The organism is Streptomyces sp. CB02261, from assembly GCF_001905665.1.
Lineage (GTDB): Bacteria > Actinomycetota > Actinomycetes > Streptomycetales > Streptomycetaceae > Streptomyces.
Window position 1 is genome coordinate 160,486 of the sequence record NZ_LIVX01000007.1, and the last position, 23,276, is coordinate 183,761.

General features: G+C 74.3%; 19 protein-coding genes. 10 read left to right on the forward strand and 9 right to left on the reverse strand.

The window, feature by feature from the left end; all coding sequences use genetic code 11:
- Positions 1–38 precede the first annotated feature (38 nt).
- From AMK29_RS23345 to AMK29_RS38000, 5 genes are all read right to left on the reverse strand, one after another.
- Positions 39–1,250 carry an LLM class flavin-dependent oxidoreductase gene (locus AMK29_RS23345; RefSeq protein WP_073816203.1) on the reverse strand — a complete coding sequence of 404 codons (1,212 nt, stop codon included), beginning with the start codon at positions 1,248–1,250 and terminating at the stop codon, positions 39–41.
- On the reverse strand, positions 1,250–2,281 hold the full coding sequence (locus AMK29_RS23350; protein ID WP_073816205.1) for an ABC transporter substrate-binding protein: 1,032 nt from the start codon (positions 2,279–2,281) through the stop codon (positions 1,250–1,252). Before AMK29_RS23350 ends, AMK29_RS23345 begins: the two co-directional genes overlap by 1 nt.
- A gap of 38 nt (positions 2,282–2,319) precedes the next feature.
- Complete coding sequence (locus AMK29_RS23355) at positions 2,320–3,051, reverse strand: ABC transporter ATP-binding protein (RefSeq protein WP_073816208.1); 732 nt, start codon at positions 3,049–3,051, stop codon at positions 2,320–2,322.
- Positions 3,024–3,884, reverse strand: coding sequence for an ABC transporter permease (locus AMK29_RS23360; protein ID WP_198942323.1), 861 nt, complete (start codon positions 3,882–3,884; stop codon positions 3,024–3,026). The genes AMK29_RS23355 and AMK29_RS23360 overlap by 28 nt, the downstream gene beginning before the upstream one ends.
- Positions 3,885–4,071: 187 nt before the next feature.
- Positions 4,072–4,155 carry a putative leader peptide gene (locus AMK29_RS38000; RefSeq protein WP_352027631.1) on the reverse strand — a complete coding sequence of 28 codons (84 nt, stop codon included), beginning with the start codon at positions 4,153–4,155 and terminating at the stop codon, positions 4,072–4,074.
- Positions 4,156–4,327: 172 nt separating this feature from the next.
- On the opposite strand from AMK29_RS38000, the gene AMK29_RS23365 reads away from it, so the two are divergent.
- From AMK29_RS23365 to AMK29_RS23380, 4 genes are read left to right on the forward strand one after another with little or no spacing between them, the layout of a single operon-like run.
- On the forward strand, positions 4,328–5,188 hold the full coding sequence (locus tag AMK29_RS23365) for an ABC transporter ATP-binding protein (protein WP_073816211.1): 861 nt from the start codon (positions 4,328–4,330) through the stop codon (positions 5,186–5,188).
- Positions 5,185–6,162 carry an iron-siderophore ABC transporter substrate-binding protein gene (locus tag AMK29_RS23370; RefSeq protein WP_073816213.1) on the forward strand — a complete coding sequence of 326 codons (978 nt, stop codon included), beginning with the start codon at positions 5,185–5,187 and terminating at the stop codon, positions 6,160–6,162. Before AMK29_RS23365 ends, AMK29_RS23370 begins: the two co-directional genes overlap by 4 nt.
- A gap of 4 nt (positions 6,163–6,166) precedes the next feature.
- Positions 6,167–8,233 (forward strand): iron ABC transporter permease, encoded by a 2,067-nt coding sequence (locus AMK29_RS23375; protein WP_073816215.1) that lies wholly within the window; start codon positions 6,167–6,169, stop codon positions 8,231–8,233.
- A gap of 40 nt (positions 8,234–8,273) precedes the next feature.
- Complete coding sequence (locus tag AMK29_RS23380) at positions 8,274–10,478, forward strand: prolyl oligopeptidase family serine peptidase (protein WP_073817152.1); 2,205 nt, start codon at positions 8,274–8,276, stop codon at positions 10,476–10,478.
- Here AMK29_RS23380 and AMK29_RS23385 read toward each other — a convergent pair.
- A complete protein-coding gene (locus AMK29_RS23385) occupies positions 10,372–11,355 on the reverse strand; it encodes a LuxR family transcriptional regulator (protein ID WP_198942324.1) in 984 nt (327 codons plus the stop codon). The two genes, AMK29_RS23380 and AMK29_RS23385, sit on opposite strands and share 107 nt — an antisense overlap.
- A gap of 160 nt (positions 11,356–11,515) precedes the next feature.
- Here AMK29_RS23385 and AMK29_RS23390 point away from each other — a divergent pair, with 160 nt between their 5' ends.
- The 4 genes from AMK29_RS23390 to AMK29_RS23405 all read left to right on the forward strand — a co-directional run bounded on the left by AMK29_RS23390 (position 11,516) and on the right by AMK29_RS23405 (position 14,499).
- A complete protein-coding gene (locus AMK29_RS23390; RefSeq protein WP_073816220.1) occupies positions 11,516–12,928 on the forward strand; it encodes an aminopeptidase P family protein in 1,413 nt (470 codons plus the stop codon).
- Between the two features lie 81 nt (positions 12,929–13,009).
- Positions 13,010–13,417, forward strand: a complete 408-nt coding sequence (locus tag AMK29_RS23395) for a nuclear transport factor 2 family protein (protein ID WP_073817154.1) — start codon at positions 13,010–13,012, stop codon at positions 13,415–13,417.
- A gap of 225 nt (positions 13,418–13,642) precedes the next feature.
- Entirely contained in the window at positions 13,643–14,080 is a 438-nt protein-coding gene (locus tag AMK29_RS23400; protein ID WP_079197123.1) for an STAS domain-containing protein, read from the forward strand.
- 38 nt (positions 14,081–14,118) lie between these two features.
- A complete protein-coding gene (locus AMK29_RS23405) occupies positions 14,119–14,499 on the forward strand; it encodes a VOC family protein (RefSeq protein ID WP_073816223.1) in 381 nt (126 codons plus the stop codon).
- 6 nt (positions 14,500–14,505) lie between these two features.
- Here AMK29_RS23405 and AMK29_RS23410 read toward each other — a convergent pair whose 3' ends face one another.
- Both AMK29_RS23410 and AMK29_RS23415 read right to left on the reverse strand, forming a co-directional pair.
- Positions 14,506–16,317 (reverse strand): vWA domain-containing protein, encoded by a 1,812-nt coding sequence (locus AMK29_RS23410; RefSeq protein ID WP_073816225.1) that lies wholly within the window; start codon positions 16,315–16,317, stop codon positions 14,506–14,508.
- Positions 16,314–17,375: an ATP-binding protein gene (locus AMK29_RS23415; RefSeq protein ID WP_073816228.1), complete on the reverse strand. Its 1,062-nt coding sequence runs from the start codon at positions 17,373–17,375 to the stop codon at positions 16,314–16,316. The genes AMK29_RS23410 and AMK29_RS23415 overlap by 4 nt, the downstream gene beginning before the upstream one ends.
- 182 nt (positions 17,376–17,557) lie before the next feature.
- On the opposite strand from AMK29_RS23415, the gene AMK29_RS23420 reads away from it, so the two are divergent.
- A complete protein-coding gene (locus AMK29_RS23420; protein ID WP_073816230.1) occupies positions 17,558–18,157 on the forward strand; it encodes an isochorismatase family protein in 600 nt (199 codons plus the stop codon).
- Between the two features lie 97 nt (positions 18,158–18,254).
- A complete protein-coding gene (locus AMK29_RS23425; RefSeq protein ID WP_073816233.1) occupies positions 18,255–21,425 on the forward strand; it encodes a helix-turn-helix transcriptional regulator in 3,171 nt (1,056 codons plus the stop codon).
- Here the strand turns inward: AMK29_RS23425 and AMK29_RS23430 are convergent.
- On the reverse strand, positions 21,407–23,134 hold the full coding sequence (locus tag AMK29_RS23430; RefSeq protein ID WP_241845695.1) for a serine/threonine-protein kinase: 1,728 nt from the start codon (positions 23,132–23,134) through the stop codon (positions 21,407–21,409). The genes AMK29_RS23425 and AMK29_RS23430 overlap by 19 nt on opposite strands.
- Between the last annotated feature and the right edge of the window lie 142 nt (positions 23,135–23,276).

A 23,276-nucleotide genomic window follows, 5' to 3' on the forward strand; every position in this document is an offset into this window, starting at 1 on the left:
CTCGGCACCGGGCTCCGACGCCGACCGGAGCCGGGCGCCTACCGTCCGCCCGCCACCAGGAGCGGCGCGCCGCCCGGCGCCGAGGCGGGACGCCCGTTCGCCGCGGGGACGCCGAGCAGCGGGGAGGCCGGTGCCGACGGCAGCAGTCCGCGCGCCGCGAGTTCCGGACGCACGCCCTCGCCGAACCAGTACGCCTCCTCCAGGTGCGGGTAGCCGGACAGGACGAAGTGCTCCACGCCCAGGTCGTGGTACTCCTCGATGCGGTCCGCGACCTCGGCGTGGCTGCCGACGAGCGCGGTGCCCGCCCCGCCCCGTACCAGACCGACCCCCGCCCACAGGTTCGGCGAGATCTCCAGCCGGTCGCGCCCGAGGGAGCCGCCCTGGTGCAGGGCCAGCATCCGCTGCTGGCCGACGGACTCGCTCCGGCCGAGGGCCGCCTGCGCGGCCGCGACCGTCTCGGCGTCGAGGTCCGAGAGCAGCCGGTCGGCGGTCGCCCAGGCCTCCCGGGACGAGTCACGGGAGATCGTGTGCAGCCGGATGCCGAAGCGGACCGTGCGGCCGCGCTCCTCGGCGAGGCCCCGGATCCAGTCGATCTTCTCCTTCACCTGCCAGGGCGGCTCGCCCCAGGTCAGATAGACGTCCGCGTGCTCGGCGGCCACCGGCCCCGCCGCCGCGGACGAGCCGCCGAAGAAGATCTCCGGCAGCGGGTCCGGCGGCAGCGCGGTCAGCCCGCCGTCGATCCGGAAGTGCTCGCCCTCGTAGTCGAACGGCCGGCCGCCCCACGCGCCCCGCACGACCGAGAGGAACTCGGCCGTGCGCGCGTACCGCCGGTCGTGGTCCAGGTGGTCGCCGAAACGGCGCTGCTCGGCGGAGTCGCCACCGGTCACCACGTTGAGGAGGAGCCTGCCGCGGGTGATCCGCTGGTAGGTGGACGCCATCTGGGCCGCGAGGACCGGCGAGATCACCCCCGGCCGGAACGCCACCAGGAACTTGAGCCGTTCGGTGTGCTGCGAGAGGGCGACCGTCGTCAGCCAGGCGTCCTCGCACCACGTCCCGGTCGGGGTCAGGACGGCTTCGAAGCCCAGCTGCTCGGCGGCCTTGGCGATCTGGATCAGATAGTCGATGTCGGGCGCGCGGACCCCGGACACGGTCCGGTCGCGGGTGATGCCGCCGTCCGTGTAGGCGTGCCGGTCGACGAGGGTCCGGCCGTCGCCGCCGGTCGGCAGGAACCAGTGCAGGTGGACGGTCATCAGGAGGCCTTTCCGTAGCTGCGCGCCGGGGTGGTCGACGGCGGCAGGTCCTTGTTGAAGCGGGTGTCGACGTAGTCGGCGAAGCGGAACGAGCGGGGGATGAGCCCGAGCGCGGCGAAGGTGTCCGCGATCTTCTGCTCGGAGGCGACGGCCGCGTCGTCGATGGCGACCGGGATCCGGGTCCCGTTGCTGCGCTTGACGGCCGCGAGAGCCACCTCGTACGGCAGTCCGGTCTCCTTCGCCCATACCTCGGCCCACTCCTCGGGGTGCTCGAACACCCAGCCCTGGGCGCGCCGCAGCCGCTCGACGAGGTCGCCGATCGCCTTCTCCTTCGCGGGGTCGGCGAGCGCCGAGGGGGAGGCGACCTGGAAGCCGAGGCCGTTGACGAGCCCGCGCCCGTCGGTGAGGACCCGGCCCTTGCCGCTCAGCAGGACCTGCGAGGTGTACGGGTCCCACACCGCCCACGCGTCCACCTTGCCGCTGTTGAACGCGGCCAGGGCGTCGGCCGGCTGGAGCAGGGTCACCTGGATGTCGCTCAGCTTCAGTCCGGCCTTGCCGAGCGAGGAGATCAGCTGGAAGTGGGCGGAGCTGCCCTGGGCGACGGCGACCTTCTTCCCCTTCAGGTCGCCGACGGATCGGGCGGGTGAGCCCTTCGGGACGAGGATCGCCTCGCCCGCGGAGTCACCGTGCGTTGCGGAGATCACGGTGATCTTCGAATCGGCGCCGGCGGCGAAGACGGGTGGGGTGTTGCCGACGGATCCGATGTCGACGGCTCTGGCGTTCACCGCTTCGAGCAGGGGTGGGCCGGAGGTGAACGTCGACCAGGTGATCCGGTAGGGGAGGTCGTCGAGTTCGCCCGCGGCCCGGAGCAGGGCCTCGGCGCCGCCCTTCTGGTCGCCCACGTTGAGGACGAGCGCGCCCTTCCCGTCGGAGTTGGAGGACTGGCCGGCGGCGGAGGCGCCGGAGCAGGCGGAGGCGAGCAGGGCGAGCGGCACCAGCAGGGCCGCGGTGGACAGACGGAAGGACTTCACGGGTCTATCTCCTCGGGGGTCGGAAGGGTCGTCATGGTTCAGGCCGCCTGTCGGGCGCCGTCGGCCTCGGCGACGCCGAGTTCGGCGAGCAGACGGGTGCGGAGCGCGGCGAGCGCGGGGTCGCCGGGGGAGCGGGGGCGGTCGAGGTCGACGGCGGTGTCGTACGCGATCACGCCGTCCCGCATCACCAGCGCGCGGTCCGCGAGCAGGAGCGCCTCGTCCACGTCGTGGGTGACGAGCAGGACGGTGCAGCCGCGCCGCTGCCACAGCTCGGCCACGAGCCGCTGGGCCTTGATCCGGGTCAGCGCGTCGAGCGCGCCGAACGGCTCGTCGAGCAGCAGCAGGTCCGGGTCCCGTACCAGCGCCCTTGCCAGGGAGGCCCGTTGGGCCTCGCCGCCGGAGAGGGTCTTCGGCCAGGCGCCCGAGCGGTGACCGAGTCCGACCTCCTCCAGGGCCTTCTCGGCGACCGCCCGGCCCGGCTTCCCGGGCAGCCCGAGCAGCACGTTGCGCCAGACCCGCTTCCACGGCATGAGGCGCGGCGCCTGGAAGGCGACGGCCCGGCGGCGCGGGACGAGGACGGTGCCGGAGATCTCCCGGTCGAGCCCGGCGAGGACGCGCAGGAGGGTCGACTTGCCGCAGCCGCTGTGTCCGAGCAGCGCCGTGAACTGCCCGGCCGCCAGCGTCAGATCGAGCCCGTCGACGACCGGACGGCCGTCGAAGGAGCGGGTGAGACCCTGGACGGTCACTGCCCGGTGAAGGTCGGTCGCCATTGCAGCAGCAGCCTTTCGAGAGTGCGGACGACGGCGTCGGCGAGCAGGCCGAGGAAGGCGTAGACGACCAGGCACACGACGATGACGTCGGTGCGGAAGAACTCCCGCGCCTGGTTCATGAGGAAGCCGATGCCGGCGTCGGCGTTGATGGACTCGCCGAAGACCAGCGCCAGCCAGGCCGTGGCCAGGGAGTAGCGCAGCCCGGTCATGGCCCCGGGCAGCGCGCCCGGCAGCACGACGTGCCGGACCAGACCCCAGCGGCCGAGCCCCAGCGACTGGCCGGCTTCGACCAGTTGGGCGTCCACGCCGCGGATGCCGGCGTACACGTTCAGATAGAGGTGGAAGGCGACACCGAGGGCGATGAGCGCCACCTTGGGCGCCTCCCCGATCCCCAGCCAGATGATGAGGAGGGGGATGAGCCCGACCCAGGGCACGGTCCGCAGCATCTGGACGGGCGCGTCGACGAGGTCCTCCCCGAGCCGGGAGAGCCCGGACAGCAGGGCGAGCGCGATGCCGACGATCCCGCCGATCAGGAGGCCGGCGGCGACGCGCCGCAGTGAGACGCCCATCGCGGTCGGCAGGGTCCCGTCGCCGATCAGCTCACCGCCCGCACGGGCGATGGTCCCGGGTGAGGCGAGGGCGTCGGCGGGCAGTACACCCGTCGAGCTGAGGGTCTGCCACAGGACGAGGAGCAGGACCGGTCCGACGGTACGGCGCAGCCAGCGGGGGACGGAGGGGCCGCGGCCGGGACCGCGGTCGGGGGTGAGGATCTCGACATCGGGCACGACCGATATGTCGGACACGGGTGGCGGCGGTGCATGACTGATCGTCATGGCGTGACTCCGGGGGGAGAGGCGGGGAAGGTACGCGTCGGCGACCGTGGGCGCGGGGTGGGCGCGCACACGGCAGGGCGGGCGTCGGGAGGGTGGCGTGACGTCAGGGCGACGTGACGCGCCGGACTGACGTCATGTCAGAACGGTGCGACGTCGGCGAGGTGACGTGCAGAGAGGGAGAAAGGCGTCAGCGGCCGCGGCGACACGCGGCGGAGGCCACCCGCAGCAGGTCGATGTGACCGCGCGTGGTGAGAAGGGCTGTACGCAACATGGCGCGAACGTAGCGGTGCCCGCGCGCCGGGTCAACGGTGTCTCGGAGGGTGGACGCACGAATGGGGCAGGCGACCTGGCGTGCTGTGAGCGGAGCTTGGCCGAAATGCGACTTGTGGTCGCGTTCGAGGGCCCCTTTTCATTCTTAGTAAGGTTAGGCTAACCTCTGCGACGTGCAAGCAGCTGAACAGACCGCCGCGACCCCGCGTCCCCACGGTCATGAACTCTCGGCCACGGGTGTCACCGTGGCGTACGAAGGCGTCGACGTCGTCCACGACGCCGCCATGACGCTGCGCCCCGGCGAGGTGACCGTGCTCGTCGGGCCGAACGGCAGCGGCAAGTCGACACTGCTGCGCACGATCGCACGGCTCCAGCAGCCACGGACCGCCACGCTCGTCCTCGACGGCGCCACCGACGGCCTCGCGCTGAGCCCCCGCCAGTTCTCCCGCCATGTCGCCCTGCTCACCCAGGGACGCCCCACCCCCAGCGGACTGACCGTACGGGACCTGGTCGAATTCGGCCGCTACCCCTACCGCGGGCGCTGGGGCAGGGCCGACCCGGACGGCCGGGCCGCGGTGGACCGCGCCCTCGCCATGACCGGCGTCGCCGAACTCGCCGCGCGCGGAGCCGAGCACCTCTCCGGCGGCCAGCTCCAACGCGTCTGGCTCGCCGGCTGCCTCGCCCAGGAGACGGGCGTCCTGCTGCTCGACGAACCGACCACCTACCTCGACCTCCGCTACCAGGTCGAACTCCTCGACCTCATGCGTGACCTGGCGGACGACCACGGCATCGCCGTCGGCGCCGTCCTCCACGACCTCGACCAGGCCGCCGCCGTCGCCGACCGGATCGTCCTGCTCGCCGCGGGACGGGTCGTCGCGGACGGAGACCCCCAGGCCGTCCTGACTCCCGAACGGCTGACCGACACGTACGGCATCCGTATCGACGTGGACACCGACCCCCTGACCGGCCGGCTGCGCACGCGCGCCATCGGCCGGCACCACTCGCGAAGCGAAAGGCTCAGCACCACCTCATGAGACGACTCCTCATCACCGCGGCGGCCGCCACCACCGCGGCCCTCACCCTGTCCGCCTGCGGGACCACCGAGCCTGCCGCCGACGACGCGAAGAAGACCACCGAGCGCATCACCCTCACCGACGCCACGGGCGTGAAGGTCGAGCTCGACGGCCCCGCCGAGAAGGTCGTCGGCACCGAGTGGAACGTCGTCGAGCACCTGATCACGCTCGGCGTCGACCCGGTGGGCGTCGCCGACGTCAAGGGCTACAAGACCTGGGACACCGCCGTCCCGCTCAAGAACGAGCCGAAGGACATCGGCACCCGCGGCGAGCCGAGCGTGGAGACCGTCGCCGCCCTCAAGCCCGACCTCATCGTCGCCACCACGGACCTGCCGCCGGCCGCCGTGAAGCAGCTGCGCAAGGTGGCCCCGGTCCTCACACTGAAGGCCGCCGACGCGACCGACCCGATCGGCCGGATGAACGCGGACCTCGACGCCATCGCCGAGGCCACCGGCACCACGCAGAAGTCCGAGGAGCTGAAGAAGCAGTTCCAGGCGAAGCTCGACGAGGGCAGGAAGGCGCTCGCCGACGCCGGCCTCGCCGGCACGAAGTACGCCTTCGCCGACGGCTACGTCATGTCCAACCAGGTCTCGATCCGCCCCTACACCAGCGGTTCGCTGATCGGCGCGGTCAGCGAGAAGCTCGGTCTGAAGAACGCCTGGACCGTCAAGGGCGACCCGGCCTACGGCCTCGCCGCCACCGACGTCGAGGGCCTCACCAAGCTCGGTGACGTCCAGTTCGCCTACGTCGGCAACGACGGCGACGCCGCCAGCACCCCCTTCACCGGCGTCCTGGCCAAGGACAAGGTGTGGACGTCCCTGCCGTTCGTCAAGAAGGGCGACGTGCACCGGCTGCCCGACGGCATCTGGATGTTCGGCGGCCCCCGGTCGATGAGCAAGTACGTCGACTCCGTCGTCGCCGCCCTGACGAAGTAACACCATGGCCGTCACCGCAACCACTCCCGACACCCGTCCGCCGGCGGCCCCGTCCCGGACGGGCGCGGCCCCGGTGACGGCCGCCCTGGCCCTCCTCGTCGCGGCCCTCGCGCTCGTGGACATCACCCAGGGCACGGCCGCCGTCGGCGCCCCGGAGGTGTGGAAGGCGTTCACGGGCCGGGCCGACCCGGCCGACGCGTCCGTCGTCATCGCCTCCCGTCTGCCGAGGATGACCGCCGGCCTCCTGGTCGGCGCCGCCCTCGGCATCGCGGGCACCGCCCTCCAGGCCGTCAGCCGCAACGTCCTCGCCTCGCCCGACACCCTCGCCGTCAACGCGGGCGCCTACTTCGCGCTCGGCATCGGCGCCGCCTTCGGCCTGTCGCTGCCGTGGTTCGCCTCCTCCGCCGTCGCGTTCGCCGGCGGCCTCGCGGCGGCGGCCGTCGTCCTCGCCCTCTCGGGCCTGGGCGCCGGAACCGTCCGGCTCGTCCTCGCCGGCAGCGCCCTCACCCTCGGCCTCACCGGCGTCACCGAGGGCCTGCTCCTGCTGTTCCCCCGGCAGACCGAGGGCCTCTACCAGTGGAACCAGGGCAGCATCGGCCAGAGCGGCTTCGACGGCGTCCTGCAGATGGCCCCGATCGCCGTCGTCGGCCTCGTCGGGCTGCTGCTCATCGCCCGCCGGGTCGACGCCCTCGCCCTCGGCGACGACGCCGCCCGCGGCCTCGGCGTACCCGTCCGCGCCACCCGGGTCACCGCGGTCGTGCTCGCCGCCCTGCTCTCCACGGCCGCCGTCACCCTCGCCGGACCCGTCGGCTACGTCGGCCTGTGCGCCCCCGCACTCGTCCGCCCGCTCGCCCGCAGGTTCCGCGGGTTCACCCGGTCGCGGGGATTCCTGCCCGCCGCCGCTCTCACCGGCGCCGCCCTGGTGCTCGGCTCCGACGTCCTGCTGCGTGCCCTCGTACCGGCCGACGTGGCGGTCTCCGTGCCGACCGGCGTCGTCACCAGCCTCGTCGGCGCCGTCTTCCTGATCGTCATGGCCACCCGCGTCCGGGACACGGCCGGAGCCACCGCCACCGAGCGGCTCCGCATCAGGAGCAGGACCCGCTTCCTCACCGTCACCGCCGTCCTGGTGGCCTCCGCGGTCGGCGTCGCCATCGCCGCCGCCCTCCTCGGCGACAGCAAACTGCTCCTCGGCGACGTCCTGAACTGGGCCCAGGGACGGGCGGGCCGGACCGTCACCTTCGTCCTCGACACCCGGATGCCCCGCGTTCTCGCCGCCCTCTTCGCGGGAGCGGCGCTCGCCCTGGCCGGCACCTTCGTCCAGGCCGTCACCCGCAACCCGCTCGCCGAACCCGGCATCCTGGGCGTCTCCGGCGGCGCCGCGCTCGGCGCCGTACTCCTCGTGACGACCGTGCCCCTGGCCGGCTCGTGGGGCATGGCCGGCGCCGCGTTCGCGGGAGCCGCCGCCAGCTCGGTCCTCGTCTTCGGACTGGCCGCGCGGGGCGGGTACCAGCAGAACCGGCTCGTCCTCGTCGGCTTCGGCGTCGCCATCGCCGCCTCCGCCCTGATCAGCCTCCTGATCATCCTCACCGACCCGTTCAACGCGACGAAGGCCCTGACCTGGCTCTCGGGCTCCACCTACGGGCGGACCCTGCCCGACGTGGTGCCCCTCATGGCCGTCCTCACCGTGTGCGCGGCCGTCGCCTTCGCCCGGCGCACCGAACTCGACCTCGTCTCCCTCGACGAGGACACCCCGCGCCTCCTCGGCCTCGGCCTGGCACGCGCACGCCTCGGCTTCCTCGCCCTCGCCGTCCTGCTCACCGCCACCGCCGTGGCCGCCGCCGGTGCGATCGGCTTCGTGGGACTCGTGGCACCGCACGCGGCCCGCGCCCTCGTCGGCCGGCAGCACGCCCGCGTCATCCCCGTCGCGGTGCTCCTCGGCGCCGTCCTCGTCTGCACCGCGGACCTGGTGGGCCGCACCGTCATCGCCCCGGCCCAGCTCGGCGCCGGCCTCATGACGGCCGCGATCGGCACCCCGTACTTCCTGTACCTGCTGGTACGAAGCCGGGGCTGAGGTGACGGACCCTTCGTGCGGCGACGACCCGGCCTGCACAATACGAGACGTGACCGATGACGATCCGTACCTGTGGCTGGAAGACATCTCGGGCGACGCCGCCCTCGCGTGGGTGGCCGAGCGTAACGCCGAGACCGCGCGAGCCGTGGCCGGGGACGCCGGGTTCGGGGCGCTGAAGACACGCCTGCGGGAGGTGCTCGACGCCTCCGACCGGATCCCCTACACCGTGCGCCGCGGGGCGTACCTCTACAACTTCTGGCGGGACGCCCGCCACGTACGCGGGGTGTGGCGGCGCACCACCCCGGAGCGGTACCGCGAGGACGCGCCCGAGTGGGAGATCCTGCTCGACGTCGACGCGCTGGCCGCCGCCGAGGGCGAGAAGTGGGTGTGGGACGGGGCGCGGGTCCGGCGGCCGGAGTACGACCGGGCGCTCGTGCGGCTCTCGCGCGACGGCGGGGACGCCGTCGTGGTGCGGGAGTTCGACCTCGCGACGCGGGAGTTCGTCGACGACGGCTTCCGGCTCCCGGAGGCCAAGACGCGCATCGGATGGGCCGGCGCCGACACCGTCCTCGTCGGCACGGACCTCGGGCCGGGCTCGCTGACCGACTCCGGCTATCCGCGCACCGTCCGCAGATGGCGGCGCGGGACCCCGGTGGAGGCCTCCGAACTCGTCTACGAGGCCGAGCAGGGAGACGTGGCGGCCTGGGGGTACCGGGACGCCACGCCCGGGTTCGAGCGGGAGTTCGTCGGGCGTTCGCTGGACTTCTTCCGCAGCGAGACGTACCTGCTGCGGCCCGACGGCACGCGCGCGCGGATCGACGTGCCCGACGACGCCGACGTCGACGCCCACCGGCGGTACCTGCTCGTCACCCTGAAGTCCGCCTGGCTCGGACAGCCGACGGGCTCGCTCCTCGCGTTCGACTTCGACGCCTTCATGGCGGGCGACCGGACACCCGAGGTGCTCTTCACGCCCGACCGGCGGACCGCGCTCGCCGGATACAGCTGGACCCGTAACCACCTGATCCTGGAGACGATGCGGGACGTCAGCACCCGCATCGAGGTCCTCACCCCCGAAGCCGGCGGAGGCTGGTCGCGCGCCCCGCTCGTCGGGGTCCCGGAGCTGTCCGCCGTCAGCGTCGTCGACACCGACCCCGACGTGTCCGACGAGTACGTCCTCGACGTGTCCGGCTTCCTCCAGCCGTCCGCCCTGCACCTGGGACGCGTCGGCGCCGGCTCGGAGGTGCTCAAGCAGGCCCCGCACCGCTTCGACTCCACCGGGCTCACGGTCGCCCAGCACTTCGCCACCTCCCGCGACGGCACGCGCGTGCCGTACTTCGTCATCGGCCCCGACCGCGCCACCGGCGGCCCCGGCCCCACCCTGCTCTACGGCTACGGCGGCTTCGAGGTCTCCCTCACGCCCTACTACGGCGCGGTGACGGGCCGGGCGTGGCTGGAGCGCGGCGGAACCCACGTGATCGCGAACATCCGCGGCGGCGGCGAGTACGGCCCCGACTGGCACCAGGCCGCGCTCGGCGCCGAACGGCCCCGGGCCTTCGAGGACTTCGCCGCCGTCGCCGAGGACCTCGTCGCGCGCGGGATCACCACCCCCGCCATGCTGGGCGCGTCCGGCGGCAGCAACGGCGGGCTGCTCATGGGGGCGATGCTCACCCGCCACCCCGAGCTGTTCGGCGCGATCGTCGCCCAGGTGCCGCTCCTCGACATGACCCGCTTCCACAAGCTCCTCGCGGGCGCGTCCTGGATCGCCGAGTACGGCGACCCGGACGACGAGGCCGACCTCACCCACCTGCGGGCCATCTCCCCGTACCACCGGCTCACGGCGGACCGGGAGTACCCGCCGGTCCTCCTGATGACCTCGACCCGCGACGACCGCGTCCATCCCGGCCACGCCCGCAAGACCGCGGCGCGGCTGCGGGAGCTCGGCCACCGGGTCCTGTTCCACGAGAACACCGGAGGCGGCCACGCGGGCGCCGGCGACAACGAACAGGCCGCCCACAACAGCGCGCTCGTCCACACCTACCTGTGGCAGCAGCTGACCCGCACCGCACCACCCGCCACGGCGGCCCCCACCCCGGACGTCACCGAGGTCCCGGCCCCGGCCCGCCCCGCCGGAGATGCCGTCACAGCCATCCCGCGCGCTGCGCCTGCAGCGCCATCTGGAACCGGCTCGTCGCGCCGAGCCGCGCCATCAGGACCTGCACCCGGCGGAACAGGGTGCGGCGGCTGACCCCGATCTCCCGGGCGATGACGTCGTCGGCCGCTCCGGCCGCGAGCAGCCGGAGCAGCCGCCGGTCCGCCGGCGGCAGACCGGCGGGACGCGGGGAACGGCCGTGGAAGGGCAGCGCGTTCTGCCACGCCTGCTCGAACAGCGCCACGAGCGCCGAGAGGAGCCCGCACGGCTGCACGACCAGCATCGTGTTGTAGACGTCCGTCTCCCTGATCGACAGGGAGACCAGCGCGTACGCGTCGTCGATGATCACGAGCTTGACCGGTACCGACGGCAGGACCCTCGCCTGCTCGCCCGCCTCGACGCAGGGCTCGATGGAGTTCTCCAGCTGCCCCGGGTGCTCCAGCGACTCCCGTGAGTACACGACCCGCTGGGTCACCCCACGGGCGAGGGTGGCCAGCGCGTCGTCGGTGGCGCCTTCGAGGGGGAAGTACGGCGGCGAGTCGAACTGCCGGATCTGCTCGCGGGCACTGGCCCAGGCCTGCCGCATCCGCAGGCCGATCGCGTCCCCGGTGACGACCTCCACGAGACGGTCGTCGTACGCGGCGAGGCGCTGGCGCCGGAACGACTCGAACGCGCCGCCGACGGTGATCCGGGACTCGTCGATCTCGGCCGCCCGGTGCCGGCCGAGGATCTCCAGGCCCGCGGCCGGCGGAACCGGCGCCACCACGTCCGTGCTCCCCCCGGCCGCGCTCGCCAGACCCGAGTCGATCAGCTCGCCGTACGCCGCCGAGAACGCGGCTCCGTCCAGACCGGCCGCCGACCTGATCGCGGCCAGCGGCGCGGGGCCCCGCTCCAGCAGCTCCTGGTAGACCCGTACGGCCTCCTCGCCGATCCCCAGGACACGCAGGGCCTCGCCGAGCTTGTGGTTCGCCATGCACCGCATTATCGCCCCGCCACCCCACGCCGGTGTCCGATCCGTGCCAGTGGCCGATCCGGGCACCGGGGGCGCGGCGGGCGGAGTACCTTCCGGGAGCCGCCGGGCGACCGGCGGACCAGGAACACACCGAACTCACCCCCGGACGAAGGAGCAGGACGTGGCGAAGGGTCGCAAGAACGGCCTCTACGGAGGCGTCTCCGAGGAACTCTCCGCGCTGATGAGGACGGGGTGGGCGGACACCGAGCGGCACGGACTCGAACCCGACGAGCAGGCCCCCCACGCGGCCCGCCGCCGCGCCGCCCTCTCCGCGCGCTTCCCCGGCGAACGCCTCGTGGTGCCCTCCGGCAACCTCAAGACGCGCTCCAACGACGACACCTATCCGTTCCGCCCGTACTCGGGCTACGTCCACATGACCGGGGACCAGGCGCGCGACGGCGCCCTCGTCCTCGAACCCCGCGCCGACGGCGGCCACGACGCGTACTGCTACCAGCTGCCCCGCGACAGCCGGAACGACGACGAGTTCTGGACGGGCGGCACGGCGGAGCTGTGGATGGGCAGGCGCCGCTCCCTCGCGGAGGCGGAGCGCGTCCTCGGACTGCCCTGCCGGGACGTCCGCACCGCCGCCGAGGACCTCGCCGCGGGATCCGGCGTGCCGACCCGGATCGTCCGGGGCCACGACCCGGCCCTCGAAGCCGCCGTCACCACCGACGAGGAGCGCGACGACGAGCTGGAGGAGGTTCTCAGCGGACTCCGGCTCGTCAAGGACGCCTGGGAGATCGGCGAGATGCGCAAGGCGGTCGACTCCACCGTGCGCGGCTTCACCGACTGCGTCGGCGAACTGTCCCGGGCCGTCGCCTCCTCCGAGCGGTGGATCGAGGGCACGTTCTTCCGCCGGGCCCGCCTGGAGGGCAACGCCGTCGGCTACGGCACCATCTGCGCCGCCGGCGAGCACGCCACGATCATGCACTGGACGGACAACGACGGCCCGGTGAGGCCCGGGGAACTGCTCCTGCTCGACGCCGGAGTGGAGACCCACTCCCTCTACACCGCCGACGTCACCCGCACCCTCCCCGTCAGCGGCACGTTCACCCCGGTCCAGCGGCAGGTGTACGACGCGGTGTACGAGGCGCAGGAGGCCGGCATGGCCGCGGTCAAGCCCGGTGCCCCGTTCCGTGACTTCCACGAGGCGGCCCAGCGCAGTCTGACGGCGCGACTCGTCGAGTGGGGCTTCATCGAGGGCCCCGTCGACCGCGCGTACGCCCTCGGTCTCCAGCGCCGCTTCACCATGGCCGGCACCGGACACATGCTGGGTCTGGACGTCCACGACTGCGCCCACTCCCGCACCGAGGAGCACGTCGACGGCCTCCTCGAAGCGGGCATGGTGCTCACCGTCGAGCCGGGTCTGTACTTCCAGCCCGACGACCTGACCGTGCCGGAGGAGTGGCGCGGCATCGGCGTCCGGATCGAGGACGACCTCGTCGTCACCGAGGACGGCCACGAGAACCTCTCGGCGGGCCTGCCCCGCTCCTCGGCCGAGGTCGAGGCCTGGATGGCGCGTTTCGCCGGCTGATCCCGGGGGGTCTGGACGGGGTGCGGATCATGCGGTTAGCTGCCCCTGCACCTATTCAACGAGTTGCCTATGGAGTGCGTGATGCATCCGTTCCGCAAGGCCGTCGAGACCCAGGACCACGCCGCCATGGAGGCCCTGCTGGCCGAGGACGTCGTCTTCACCAGCCCGGTCGCCTTCCGTCCGTACCCCGGCAAGGCCATCACCGCAGCCATCCTCCGCGGGGTCACCCGGGTCTTCACCGACTTCCGGTACGTCCGCGAGATCGCGAGCGCGGACGGCCGGGACCACGCCCTCGTCTTCGTCGCGAAGGTCGGCGACAAGGAGATCAACGGCTGCGACTTCCTCCACTTCGACGAGGAGGGCCGGATCGACGACTTCACCGTCATGGTCCGGCCCCTGTCCGCCGCGCAGGCGCTCTCCGCCGCCATGGGCGCCCAGTTCGACCGCATCAGGGCCGAGGCGCTCGCGGCGGCCGGGGGAGCGGAGTAGTCACCCGCGGCGGGCAGCGGGTGAGCGGCCCGGCGGCCGACGCCGGCCTCGTCGCCGCCGCACCCCGCCCGCTCGCCCTCCTGTCCGGCTCCCGGCCGTGCGGGCGGGTCCGGGCGGCACGAACAATCACCGATTCAGGTGACAGCTGCCGAGGCGAAACGTCCCTCCCCGCGGAGGGACGGCCACGCTCGGAGCGACACATGGAGCCACCCTGTGGAGCGTCCGATGCAGCTGATCCCCCGTCATGACCCGTATCTCGTCGTCCGCTCGTCCGGCGGTCTCACCCTCGCGGCCCTCCGGGGCGAGCTCGACCTCGTCCTCGTACGGCACCTGCGGCCCGAGCTCGACGGCCTCGTCCGGGAGTCCGGCGCCCTGACCGTCGACATCCGGAGCCTCACCTTCTGCGACGCCACCGGGCTCGGCCTCCTCGCCCACTGCGCGGGACGCATACGAGAGCGCGGCGCGCGCTGGAGGCTCGTCTGCGACCAGCCCCGGATCCTCCGGCTCATCCGCCTGGCCGCGCTGGACGACGTCCTGCACCCGGAACCCGCGCTCCCCGACGACCTGCCCGGCGAATGGGCGGACGCACTGCCCGACGGATCGTCACCCGGCCCACCCGCCTGGTCGGGACCGACGGTCCTGCGACTGTCGGGCCCGGCGTGACAGGGGTTCACGCGGGGTCCCGACCTAGACTGACGGGCATGGCATGCCGCATCAGCGAACTGGTCCTCGACTGCGCCGACCCCGAACGGCTCGCCGCCTTCTGGAGCGAGGTCCTCGGTTACGTCGAACTCGGGCGGGAGGACGACGGCAGCATCGAGATCGGGCCGCCCGACGGCTTCGGCGGCCCGCAGCCCACGCTCATCCTCAGCCCCAGCGGCGACCCGAAGGCCGGGAAGCTCCCCCTGCACATCGACGTCAACCCCACCGACCGCGACCAGGACGCCGAGTTGGAGCGCCTGCTCGCCCTCGGCGCCAGGCCCGCCGACGTCGGCCAGGACGGCACCGAGAACTGGCACGTCCTGGCCGACCCGGAAGGCAACGAGTTCTGCCTCCTGCACACCCGGCTCCGGCCCCTCTGAGGACACCTACCGCAGGCGGAAGACGGGCCCCCGGGGCGTGAACGGGAGGGAGGCCCCCTCCGGGATCAGATAGGCGTGTTCGCGGCGTACGTGGAGCACGTCGCAGTAGCCGTCCGTGATCACGAGCACCGGCGCAGACGGCGGAAAGTCCTCCGCCCTCCGGAGCAGGTCGACGCCCGGCTGCAGCAGGGTGCCGCCGCGGCCGCGGACACGGACCCGGCCCGCGATCTCCACGGGCGGCAGATAACCCGCGTCGTAGGCGGCCGCGTCGCAGAAGACCACCCGTGCCGCCGGCACGTCACGGGCCTCCGCGTACGAGGCGATGGCGCCGAGGGCCTTGCCGAGCAGCTGCGCGTTCATCGACCCGGAGGTGTCGAGGACGACACCGAAGGTGCAGCGGGCTACCTCCTCCGGCGGGAAGTACCGCCCCGCGCGCGGGATGTCGGGCGTGGACGCCTGGCGGCGGGCGGGCCGCGCGAAACTCCGCACCGGCTCGGGGCGCGGCACGAACTCGTCGAACCAGCGTGCCAGCCGGGCGTCCCATGGCACCGGCGGGTGGGACAGCGCCCGGATCGCCTGCACGAGCCCCGCGGGCAGCAGCCCGCGCTCGCCGCTGACGTGCAGGTCGAGGCCCTGGACCAGACCGCGCCGGTAGAACTCGTCGAGGTCGACCGCGTCGCGCGGACGGCCGCCGAGCGGTTCGCCGAGGATGTCGCCGACACCCTTGCCGCGCAGCGTGGCGAGGCGGCGCATACGGCGGGCGTCGGTGACGATCCGGTCGTACACCTCCTCCGCCGAAAGGCCCGCCAGCGCCGGGTCGTACAGCAGCCCTTCCGGCATGGTGCCGACACCCATCTCCACGAGCCAGCCGTTGACGACGTAGTCGGCGGCGACGTTGAAGAGGTACGGGTCGCGGGCGCCCCGCCGGTCACCGTGGCGCAGGGCGGCGTGCAGCATCTCGTGGGCGAGGACGAACCGCCACTCCTCGTCGTCGTACCGGCGCAGCGGATTGAGGTAGATCTCGCCGAGCGAGGCGTCGACGGCGGCCACGGCGATGCCGTGCGCGCGGGCGATCCCGGCGTCGGCGACGAGCCGCATGCCGGACGCGATGCCGCCCAGCAGCGGATACGAGGAGATGAACCAGCTCAGCGCCCGGTCCCAGGGCTGTCGGGGGGCCCGCTCCCCGGTGAGCGTGTCGCGCCGGCCGCCCGCGACGTCCATGGCCGCGGACATGGCGCGGGTCAGGGCGTGCGCGAAGGCGAGCTGCCAGTCGGGCAGGGTGTGCCAGGCCCGGGACCGCACCAGGATCTGGTCGGGCGCGTCGCCGCCCGTACCGCCCCGTTCGTACACGGCGGGGAGTCCGGACCTGCGCCAGCGCGCGGCGAGCTGCTCCTCGTCCCCGTCGGGATAGGCGGTCGGCAGGTGCTCGGGGGTGCGGCCGACGGGGAAGGTGAGCAGGAAGCGGTTGACGACGGCGCAGCGGGCGGCCAGGTCGAAGCGGTCCGGCTGCGGAACGACGTCCTTGTGGGCCGGGACGTGCCCGAAGCCGAGGTGGATCAGGCAGTGGGCGAGGGCCCAGGCCCAGTCGGCCGGATCGGCGTGACGGTCCGGGTGGACGTGCACCTTGCCGTCGGAGTCGACGGCGGCCAGGCCGTGCCGCGGGTTCAGGTCGCAGTCGCGGCTCCGGCAGATGTCGGCGTCCAGCGCGGCGAGCGCCGGGTTGCGCCGCACCAGGGCCAGACCGGCGACGAACGCCTCGGCCGCGGGGTCGCTCCGGGGGCCCTTCCCACGCCGGCGCGCGGGTGCCGCGCCGCTCACCGGCGGGCCTCGACCAGCCGGGGCATGTCGCGGGCGGCCTCGACGAGGAACCAGGCGGGCAGCACCGGCAGGCCGTCCTCGTCGTCACGGATGACGGTCTGGGCGAGCTCGACGGAGATCTCGGCGAGCTGCACGAGCAGCGCCTTGGCGCGGTGGGCGGTCTGCCGCAGGGCGGGGGAGACGTGGTCGCGGCCGGCGGGGAGTTCCTTGACGAGCCGGCCACGGAACGCGTCGGCCAGGTAGTAGAGCAGGTCCCGGTCCTCGACGCGGTGCGGCCAGGGCGCGTCGCCCTTGATGATGGCGTCGAGCCCGTACGCGTGCCGCACGATCTTGGCGTACCCGCAGAAGGAGACGGCGTGCCCGGGGGTGAGGGTGCCGTGCGCGACGATCTTCAGCGTCTCCTCGTCCAGTGCCGGTCCGAACGAGTGCAGCGCGTCGGAGAGCATGTGCCAGGAACGGGGGGTCGAGAACGGCTCCTCGGTCTTGGGCGGCTGCGACCAGAGGTGGTCGGGCCGGTCGGTCAGGTAGTCGACGACCCACGGGTGGATGCCGTTCTCGCCCGCCCACACGAGCCAGTCGCCGGCCGAGGCGCGCAGATGGACGTGGGTGAGACGGTTCACGAGCGCGGAGGCGATGGGACGGGCCAGCGCGTTGTCGGTGGCGCGGTTGCCGGCGCCGATGACGATGGATCCCGCGGGGAGTTCGTACGTGCCGATGCGCCGGTCGAGGATGAGCGAGTAGAACGCCTTCTGCACGTCGGGGGTGGCGGCGTTGAGCTCGTCCAGGAAGAGGCAGTACGGCTCGTCGCGGGCGATGGCCTCCGGCGGACAGAACACGGACCTGCCGTCGCGGATCTGAGGGACGCCGATGAGGTCCTCCGGCGCCAGCTGGGTGCCGAGCAGACTGACGCACTCGAGGCCGAGCGACTCGGCGAAGTCCCGTACGAGGGAGGACTTCCCGATGCCGGGGGCGCCCCACAGGAAGACCGGGCGCACGGTGGCCAGCCCGAGCAGCAGCTCGGGCACACGGGAGGGGGTGACGGTGACGGCGGCCTGCACGAGGGGAACTCCTGGATACGGACGATGCCCGGCGCGACCGGACGGGTCGGCGGTGCGCGGACAGTGTGGACGCCACGGGCACGACGACGCAGCCGAATTACGGCGGTGAGGCGGCCCCCGGCCGTACCGCGGCGCGGCGAAAACCCTTGGTCGCGGGGGTCCTTGGCCGGGATGATGGCGGGATGGACCAGCACGGCGACACCGCCCCGCCCCCGCGTCCCGTCGACGCCCTCATCGTCGTGGACCTGCAGACGGCCTTCGTCACCGGTGGCGGCGCCGTGCCGGGCGCCGCGCGGCTCGTCGACCGCACGGCCGACCTCATCGCACGGGCCCGGCAGGGCGGCGCGCTCCTCGTCCACCTCCAGAACGACGGACCGCCCGGCGCGGAGGACGAACCCCACACGCCCGGCTGGGAGTTGCACCACCCCGTCCGCCTCGGACCGAGGGAGATCGTCCTCCGCAAGCCGTACGACGACGGCTTCCGGGAGACGCCGCTCGGCGGCGTACTCGCCGACGCGGGGGTGCGGGCGGTCGCCGTCTGCGGGGTGATGTCCGAGATGTGTGTCCAGGCGACGGCCCGAACGGCCCTGGAGCGCGGCTATCGCGTCGTCGTGCCGCACGACGCCCACGCGACCCAGGACGTCCCGGCCGCGCCCGGGATCAGCGGGGTCGTACCGGCCGCCACGGTCTCCCGGGTCGCGGCGTACGCCCTCGGGAGCGACGCGGAGGTGACCGTCCCGGCCGCCGGTGTCACCTTCACCGCCCCCGCCGGAGCGCACTGAGGCGGGCCCCTCCGCGACCGTGTCGGGCGCGCCCCTCCGCGTGCCGTACAACTGTGAGCGGACAAGGACAGCACCGGCCGCACGAGGGGGACCGCAGGTGGACACGTCCACGGAGCCGGGGGGCGCCGACCGCGCGCCCTTCGTCGGGCGAGCCCGTGAACTCGACTTCCTGGAGGGGCTGTTGCGCCTTCGGGTCGGTGGGCCGGGCGGGCCGCCGGCCGTGGGCGTCACGGGCGAGCCGGGCATCGGCAAGACCCGCCTCCTCACCGAGTTCGCCCTGCGGGCGCGGAGGCGCGGGGCGACCGTCCTGTGCGGCCGGGCGGCCGGCGACGCCCCCCACGGCACCCCCTTCCACGCATTCGCCGACGCCGTGGCCGACCTGGACCCCGGTGACCGTGCCGCTTCCCCGGCCCTGGCCGTCCTCGCGGAACTCGTCGAACCGCCACCGGCGCCGGGAGCGGCGGACCCGGACGTCCTCCACGAGGGTCCGGCGCACCGGGGCGGGAAGCGGCATGGCGGGCTGATGGACGCGCCCGCCGCCGTGGCGGACCCGGACGTCAGCCGCGACGAGCCGGCGCACCGGGGCGGGAAGCGGCACGGCGGCCTGATGGACGCGCCCGCCGTCATGGCGGACCCGGACGTCCTTCACGACGGGCCGGCGCACCGGGGCGGGATGCGGTACGGCGGCCCGGCGGACGCGCCCGCCGCCGGGACGGCCGGTGCCGGGGACGTCCGGGCCGTGCCGCCCGCTCGGGTGCGGCGCATCGCGGCGGCCCTCGCGCAGGTCCCGGCGCGCGGTCTCGTGCTCGTGCTCGACGACTTCCACCACGCGGACCCCGCCTCCGTCACGCTCGTCGACCATCTCCTCCGGCACCCGCCCCGGGCGCACCTCCTGCTCGTCCTCGCCCACCGCGAGCGGCAGACCGGGCCCACGCTCGCCTCGGCCCTCGCCCGGGCCACCGACGCGGGCTCCCTCGCCCCCCTCGCCCTCGGACCGCTGCCGGCGGACGACTGCGCCGAGGGGCTCGTCCCCGGGCTGCCGCCCGGCCTCGCCCGGGAGATCCACGCCACCGCCCTCGGCAACCCGCTCTACCACCGCGCCCTCGCCCACGCCCGCACGCACCCGGGCGAGGCACCGGGCACCGGGCCGGTGGCCATGGTCCTCGACGAACTCGCCCCGCTCGGCGCGTCGGAGCGGGCGGTCGTGGAGGCCCTCGCCGTGCTCGGCGGGCGCGCGGCTGCCGGCCTCCTCGCAGCCGTCGCCACGTCCGCCCCGCAGACCGACGGGGCCGCGGGAGCCGACCGGGCGCTGAGCGAGCTGACCCGCCGCGACCTCGTCCGGTCCGAGGACGAGGGACGGGTCCTGGTCCTGCGCCACCCGGCGCTGCCGGAACTCGTACGGGACACGCTCGACCCGTGGCGCCGCAGAGAACTGCACCGGCGGGCCGCCGACGCCCTCGCCCGGGCCGGGGCGCCCGTGACCGAGCGTGCCCCGCACCTCGTCCGCACCGCGACCACCTGGGACCCGGCCGTGGCCGCGGCCCTCGTCGAGGCCGCCGAGCGGATCGGGGCGGCCGATCCCGCGTGCGCCGCCCACTGGCTCGGCGCGGTCCTCGCACTGCTCCCGGACACCCCCGAACACCTCCCCACCCGCCGGGAACTGACGCTCCGACGGGCAGAGGCACTCGGCTCGGCCGGCCGGGTGGCGGAGAGCCGTGACCTCCTCCACCACCTGATCGACAGCTGCCGACCCGGCCCCGGCGGCGGCACGGACACGGCCGAGCTGCGCACCTCGGCCGTCCTGCTCTGCGCGTTCATGGAACGCCACCTCGGCCGCTACCCCGAGGCCGACGCACTGCTCCGCGGGGAACTGGAGCGAACCCCCGGCCCCCGCCCCGGCCTGCGGACCCGGCTCGTCGTCGAGTGGGGCTGCCGCGCCCTCTTCGCCGCCCGCTACCCCGAGGTCCGTCCCGTCCTCGCCCCCACGCTCGCCGAAGCCCGGCGGAGGCGCGACGACACGGGCGCGGCCGAGGTCCTGACCCTGGCCGCGCTCGGCGAGGCGTACGAGGGCGACATCGCCTCCTCCCGGGTCCACGCGGCGGAGGCGGCCGCCCTCACCGACGCCTTCACCGACGGGCGCCTGGCCGACCACGCCGAATCACTGGTGCGCCTCGCCTGGACCGAGGTCTTCCTGGAGGAGTACGGGACGGCAGAGCGGCACGCCACCCGGGGGATCGCGATGGCCCGGCGGGCCGGCCGGCCCTTCGCCCTCTCCCAGCTCCTCCTCTGCTCGGCGTACGTCCACCTCGTCACGGGCAGGGTCGGCACCGCGCTCGACCAGGCCGAGGAGTCGCTCGCCGTCGCCCGCACCCTGGGCGGCGCCGAACTCCTCGGCTTCAGCGGGGCGATCCGGGCCGTCGTCCTGCTCCACGCCCGACCGCCCGGCGACTCCGAGGCGCTGGCCGCGGCCGAGGAGGCCGCCGCCACCGTCGGGACCGCGGACGGCTGGTGGGCCACCCAGACCCGTTGCCTCCTCGGCTACGCCGTACCCATCGGCGCGGACCCGCACCGGGTGCGGGAGGTGCTCGTGCGGGCCGGCGGCGACCCGGACCTCTCCCGGATCCAGCCCTCGCTGCGCCCCGGGTACCTCGAACTCCTCTCGGGCGCGGCCCTCGCCACCGGGGACCTCGCGGAGGGCGAGCGGATCGCCCGCCTCGCCCTCGCCGAGGCCGAGCCGCTCGGCCTGCCCGTCCAGCTCGGCGCCGCGCGGCGCGCCTGGGGCCAGGTCCTCGCGCGCCGGGGCGAACCGGCGGCAGCGGCGGCGGCGTTCACCGAGGCGGCGCGGGACAGCGCCCGCCGCGGAGCCGTCCTGCGGGAGGCCCACAGTCTGCTGCTCGCCGCGCCCTGCACCCGGGCGGCGGGCGACGGGCCCCGGGCCGCCGCCCAGTGGCGCAGAGGCCGCCGGCTGGCCGCGCAGGGCGGCGCCCGCATGCTCCTCGAACTGGCCGACCGGAGCGGACCGGTGCCCCCGGAGGCCGCCGCCGGGGGACGACTCGCCGTCCTCACCCCGCGCGAGCGGGAGATCTCGGCCCTGGTGGCCGAAGGGCTCACCAACCAGGCCGTGGCCGACCGCCTCTGTCTGAGCCCCCGCACGGTCGAGAGCCATGTCGCCCGGGTCTACCGCAAGACGGGCGTGGAGACCCGGGCCGCACTCGCCTCCCTCGTGGTCAGGGACGGGGTGGGCGGGTCTCAGTCCTTGCGGGGGTAGGTGGACGTCACCCGGCCCTTCGCGTCGGCGTTCAGATACGCCGTTCCGTAGTCGTCGGACAGATAGATGCTCATGCCCGCCCCGTTCCCGGTCAGCGTCGACGCCGTGGTGAGGACGAGGTAGCGACTGGTCGGCCGGGCGACCCCGAGCTCCTTGTCCGCGCGCTTCAGGAGAGTCGGCAGGACGTCCCAGTCGAACGCGTCCAGATCGGCCGGGACCGTTCCGGGGAACGCGGTGCCGGATCCCTGGCGCTCGGCCACGTCCCCGCCCCGGTAGACGTACCGGTCGTACCGCTTCGTACTCCCCTTGACCAGCGACTCGGCGATCGCGTACTCCGGGTACACGACGAAACCGGAGACCTTCGAGCCGCCGGAGGCCAGCTTGATGGCGGCGATGGCGGACCGGACGCCGGCCGGCGTCAGCAGGTCCCTCTCGACCGGTTCCGCCGCCTTCGTCGGCGCCTCCGAGGCCGAGGCCGAGGCCGAGGGCCGCTGGGCGGCCGGAGTCTGCTGCGACGAGGGCGTGGTGCCCGGGCCGCCCTTCGCATCGGCCGACCACCACGACCCGTTCATGGCGGCGACGGGGATGCCGACGGCGAGCACCACCGCGGCGGCGGAGCCCACGACCCGAGCGGTACGCCCCCTCCGGCGCCCCCCGTCGGCGCGTGCCCCGGCGGCCGCCGCGGGAGAGGAGGGAACGGTCGCGGGGGAGACCGCCGAGCCGGCGAACCGGGGGTCGCCCGGAGGACCGGTCACCGGGGTCGCGGGCGTCGAGGGACCGGTCACCTGAGCCCCCACGGGCGACGGGGTACCGGTCACCGGGGCCGCGTGAGTCGGAGCAGCGTCCTCGTGGGTGTGGACCGGAGGCGGCGCCAGCCGGAAAGAGGTCGGTTCGCTCCCGCCCCTGGGCCCGCCCGCCGGCCCGCCCGTGGCCCCGCCCTGCTCCGCCCCCGCGACGGAGGCGAGCGCGCGGTCCACTTCCTCGGCGTCCGGGCGGGCGGCCGGGTCCCGGACGAGGAGACGGCCGAGAACGCCGGTCAGCGCGCCGGCCCGCCGCGGGGGCGGCACGTCGTCGGAGAGGACGGCCGCGAGCGTCGCCAGGGTGTTCTCCCGGCGCAGCGGGTGGTGGCCCTCGACCGCCACGTACAGCAGCATCCCGAGGGACCACAGGTCGGCGGCCGGCCCGCTCCCGACGCTGCGGATCCGCTCGGGCGCCATGTAGTCGGGCGAGCCGATGATCGAGCCCGAGGCCGTCAGGACCGTCGACTCGCGGATCGCCGCGATGCCGAAGTCGGTGAGCACCGGTCGGCCGTCGGGGCGGAGCAGGACGTTGGCCGGCTTGACGTCACGGTGCTCGATGTCCCGCGCGTGGGCGGCCCGGAGGGCCGAGAGCAGCTCGCGGCCGAGGCCGGCGGCCTCGGCGGGGGTCATCGTGCCCCGGTCGAGCCGGTCCTGCAGCGACCCGCCGGTGACCAGCTCCATCACGATCCACGGGTACGTCCCCTCGCCCGCGTCCACGATGTGATGGATCGTCACCACGTTGGGGTGGTCGATCCGGGCGAGGGCGCGTGCCTCCCGCAGGACACGGGCGCGCAGGGTCCTGGCCCCCTCGACGTCGTGCTCGGCCATCGCGGGGTCCGGCGGCCGCACCTCCTTCACCGCCACGTCACGGTGGAGGGCCAGGTCGCGGGCGCGCCAGACCGTTCCCATCCCGCCCCCGCCCAGCCGCTCCACCAGCGCGAAACGGCCGTCGATCACTCTGCTCACACGCACCCCTGTACTCGGGTCCCCGGGACGGTGGCGGCCCACGGCCCGGCCCCCGCCCACTTCGCCGTTCATGGTCACACGCCGT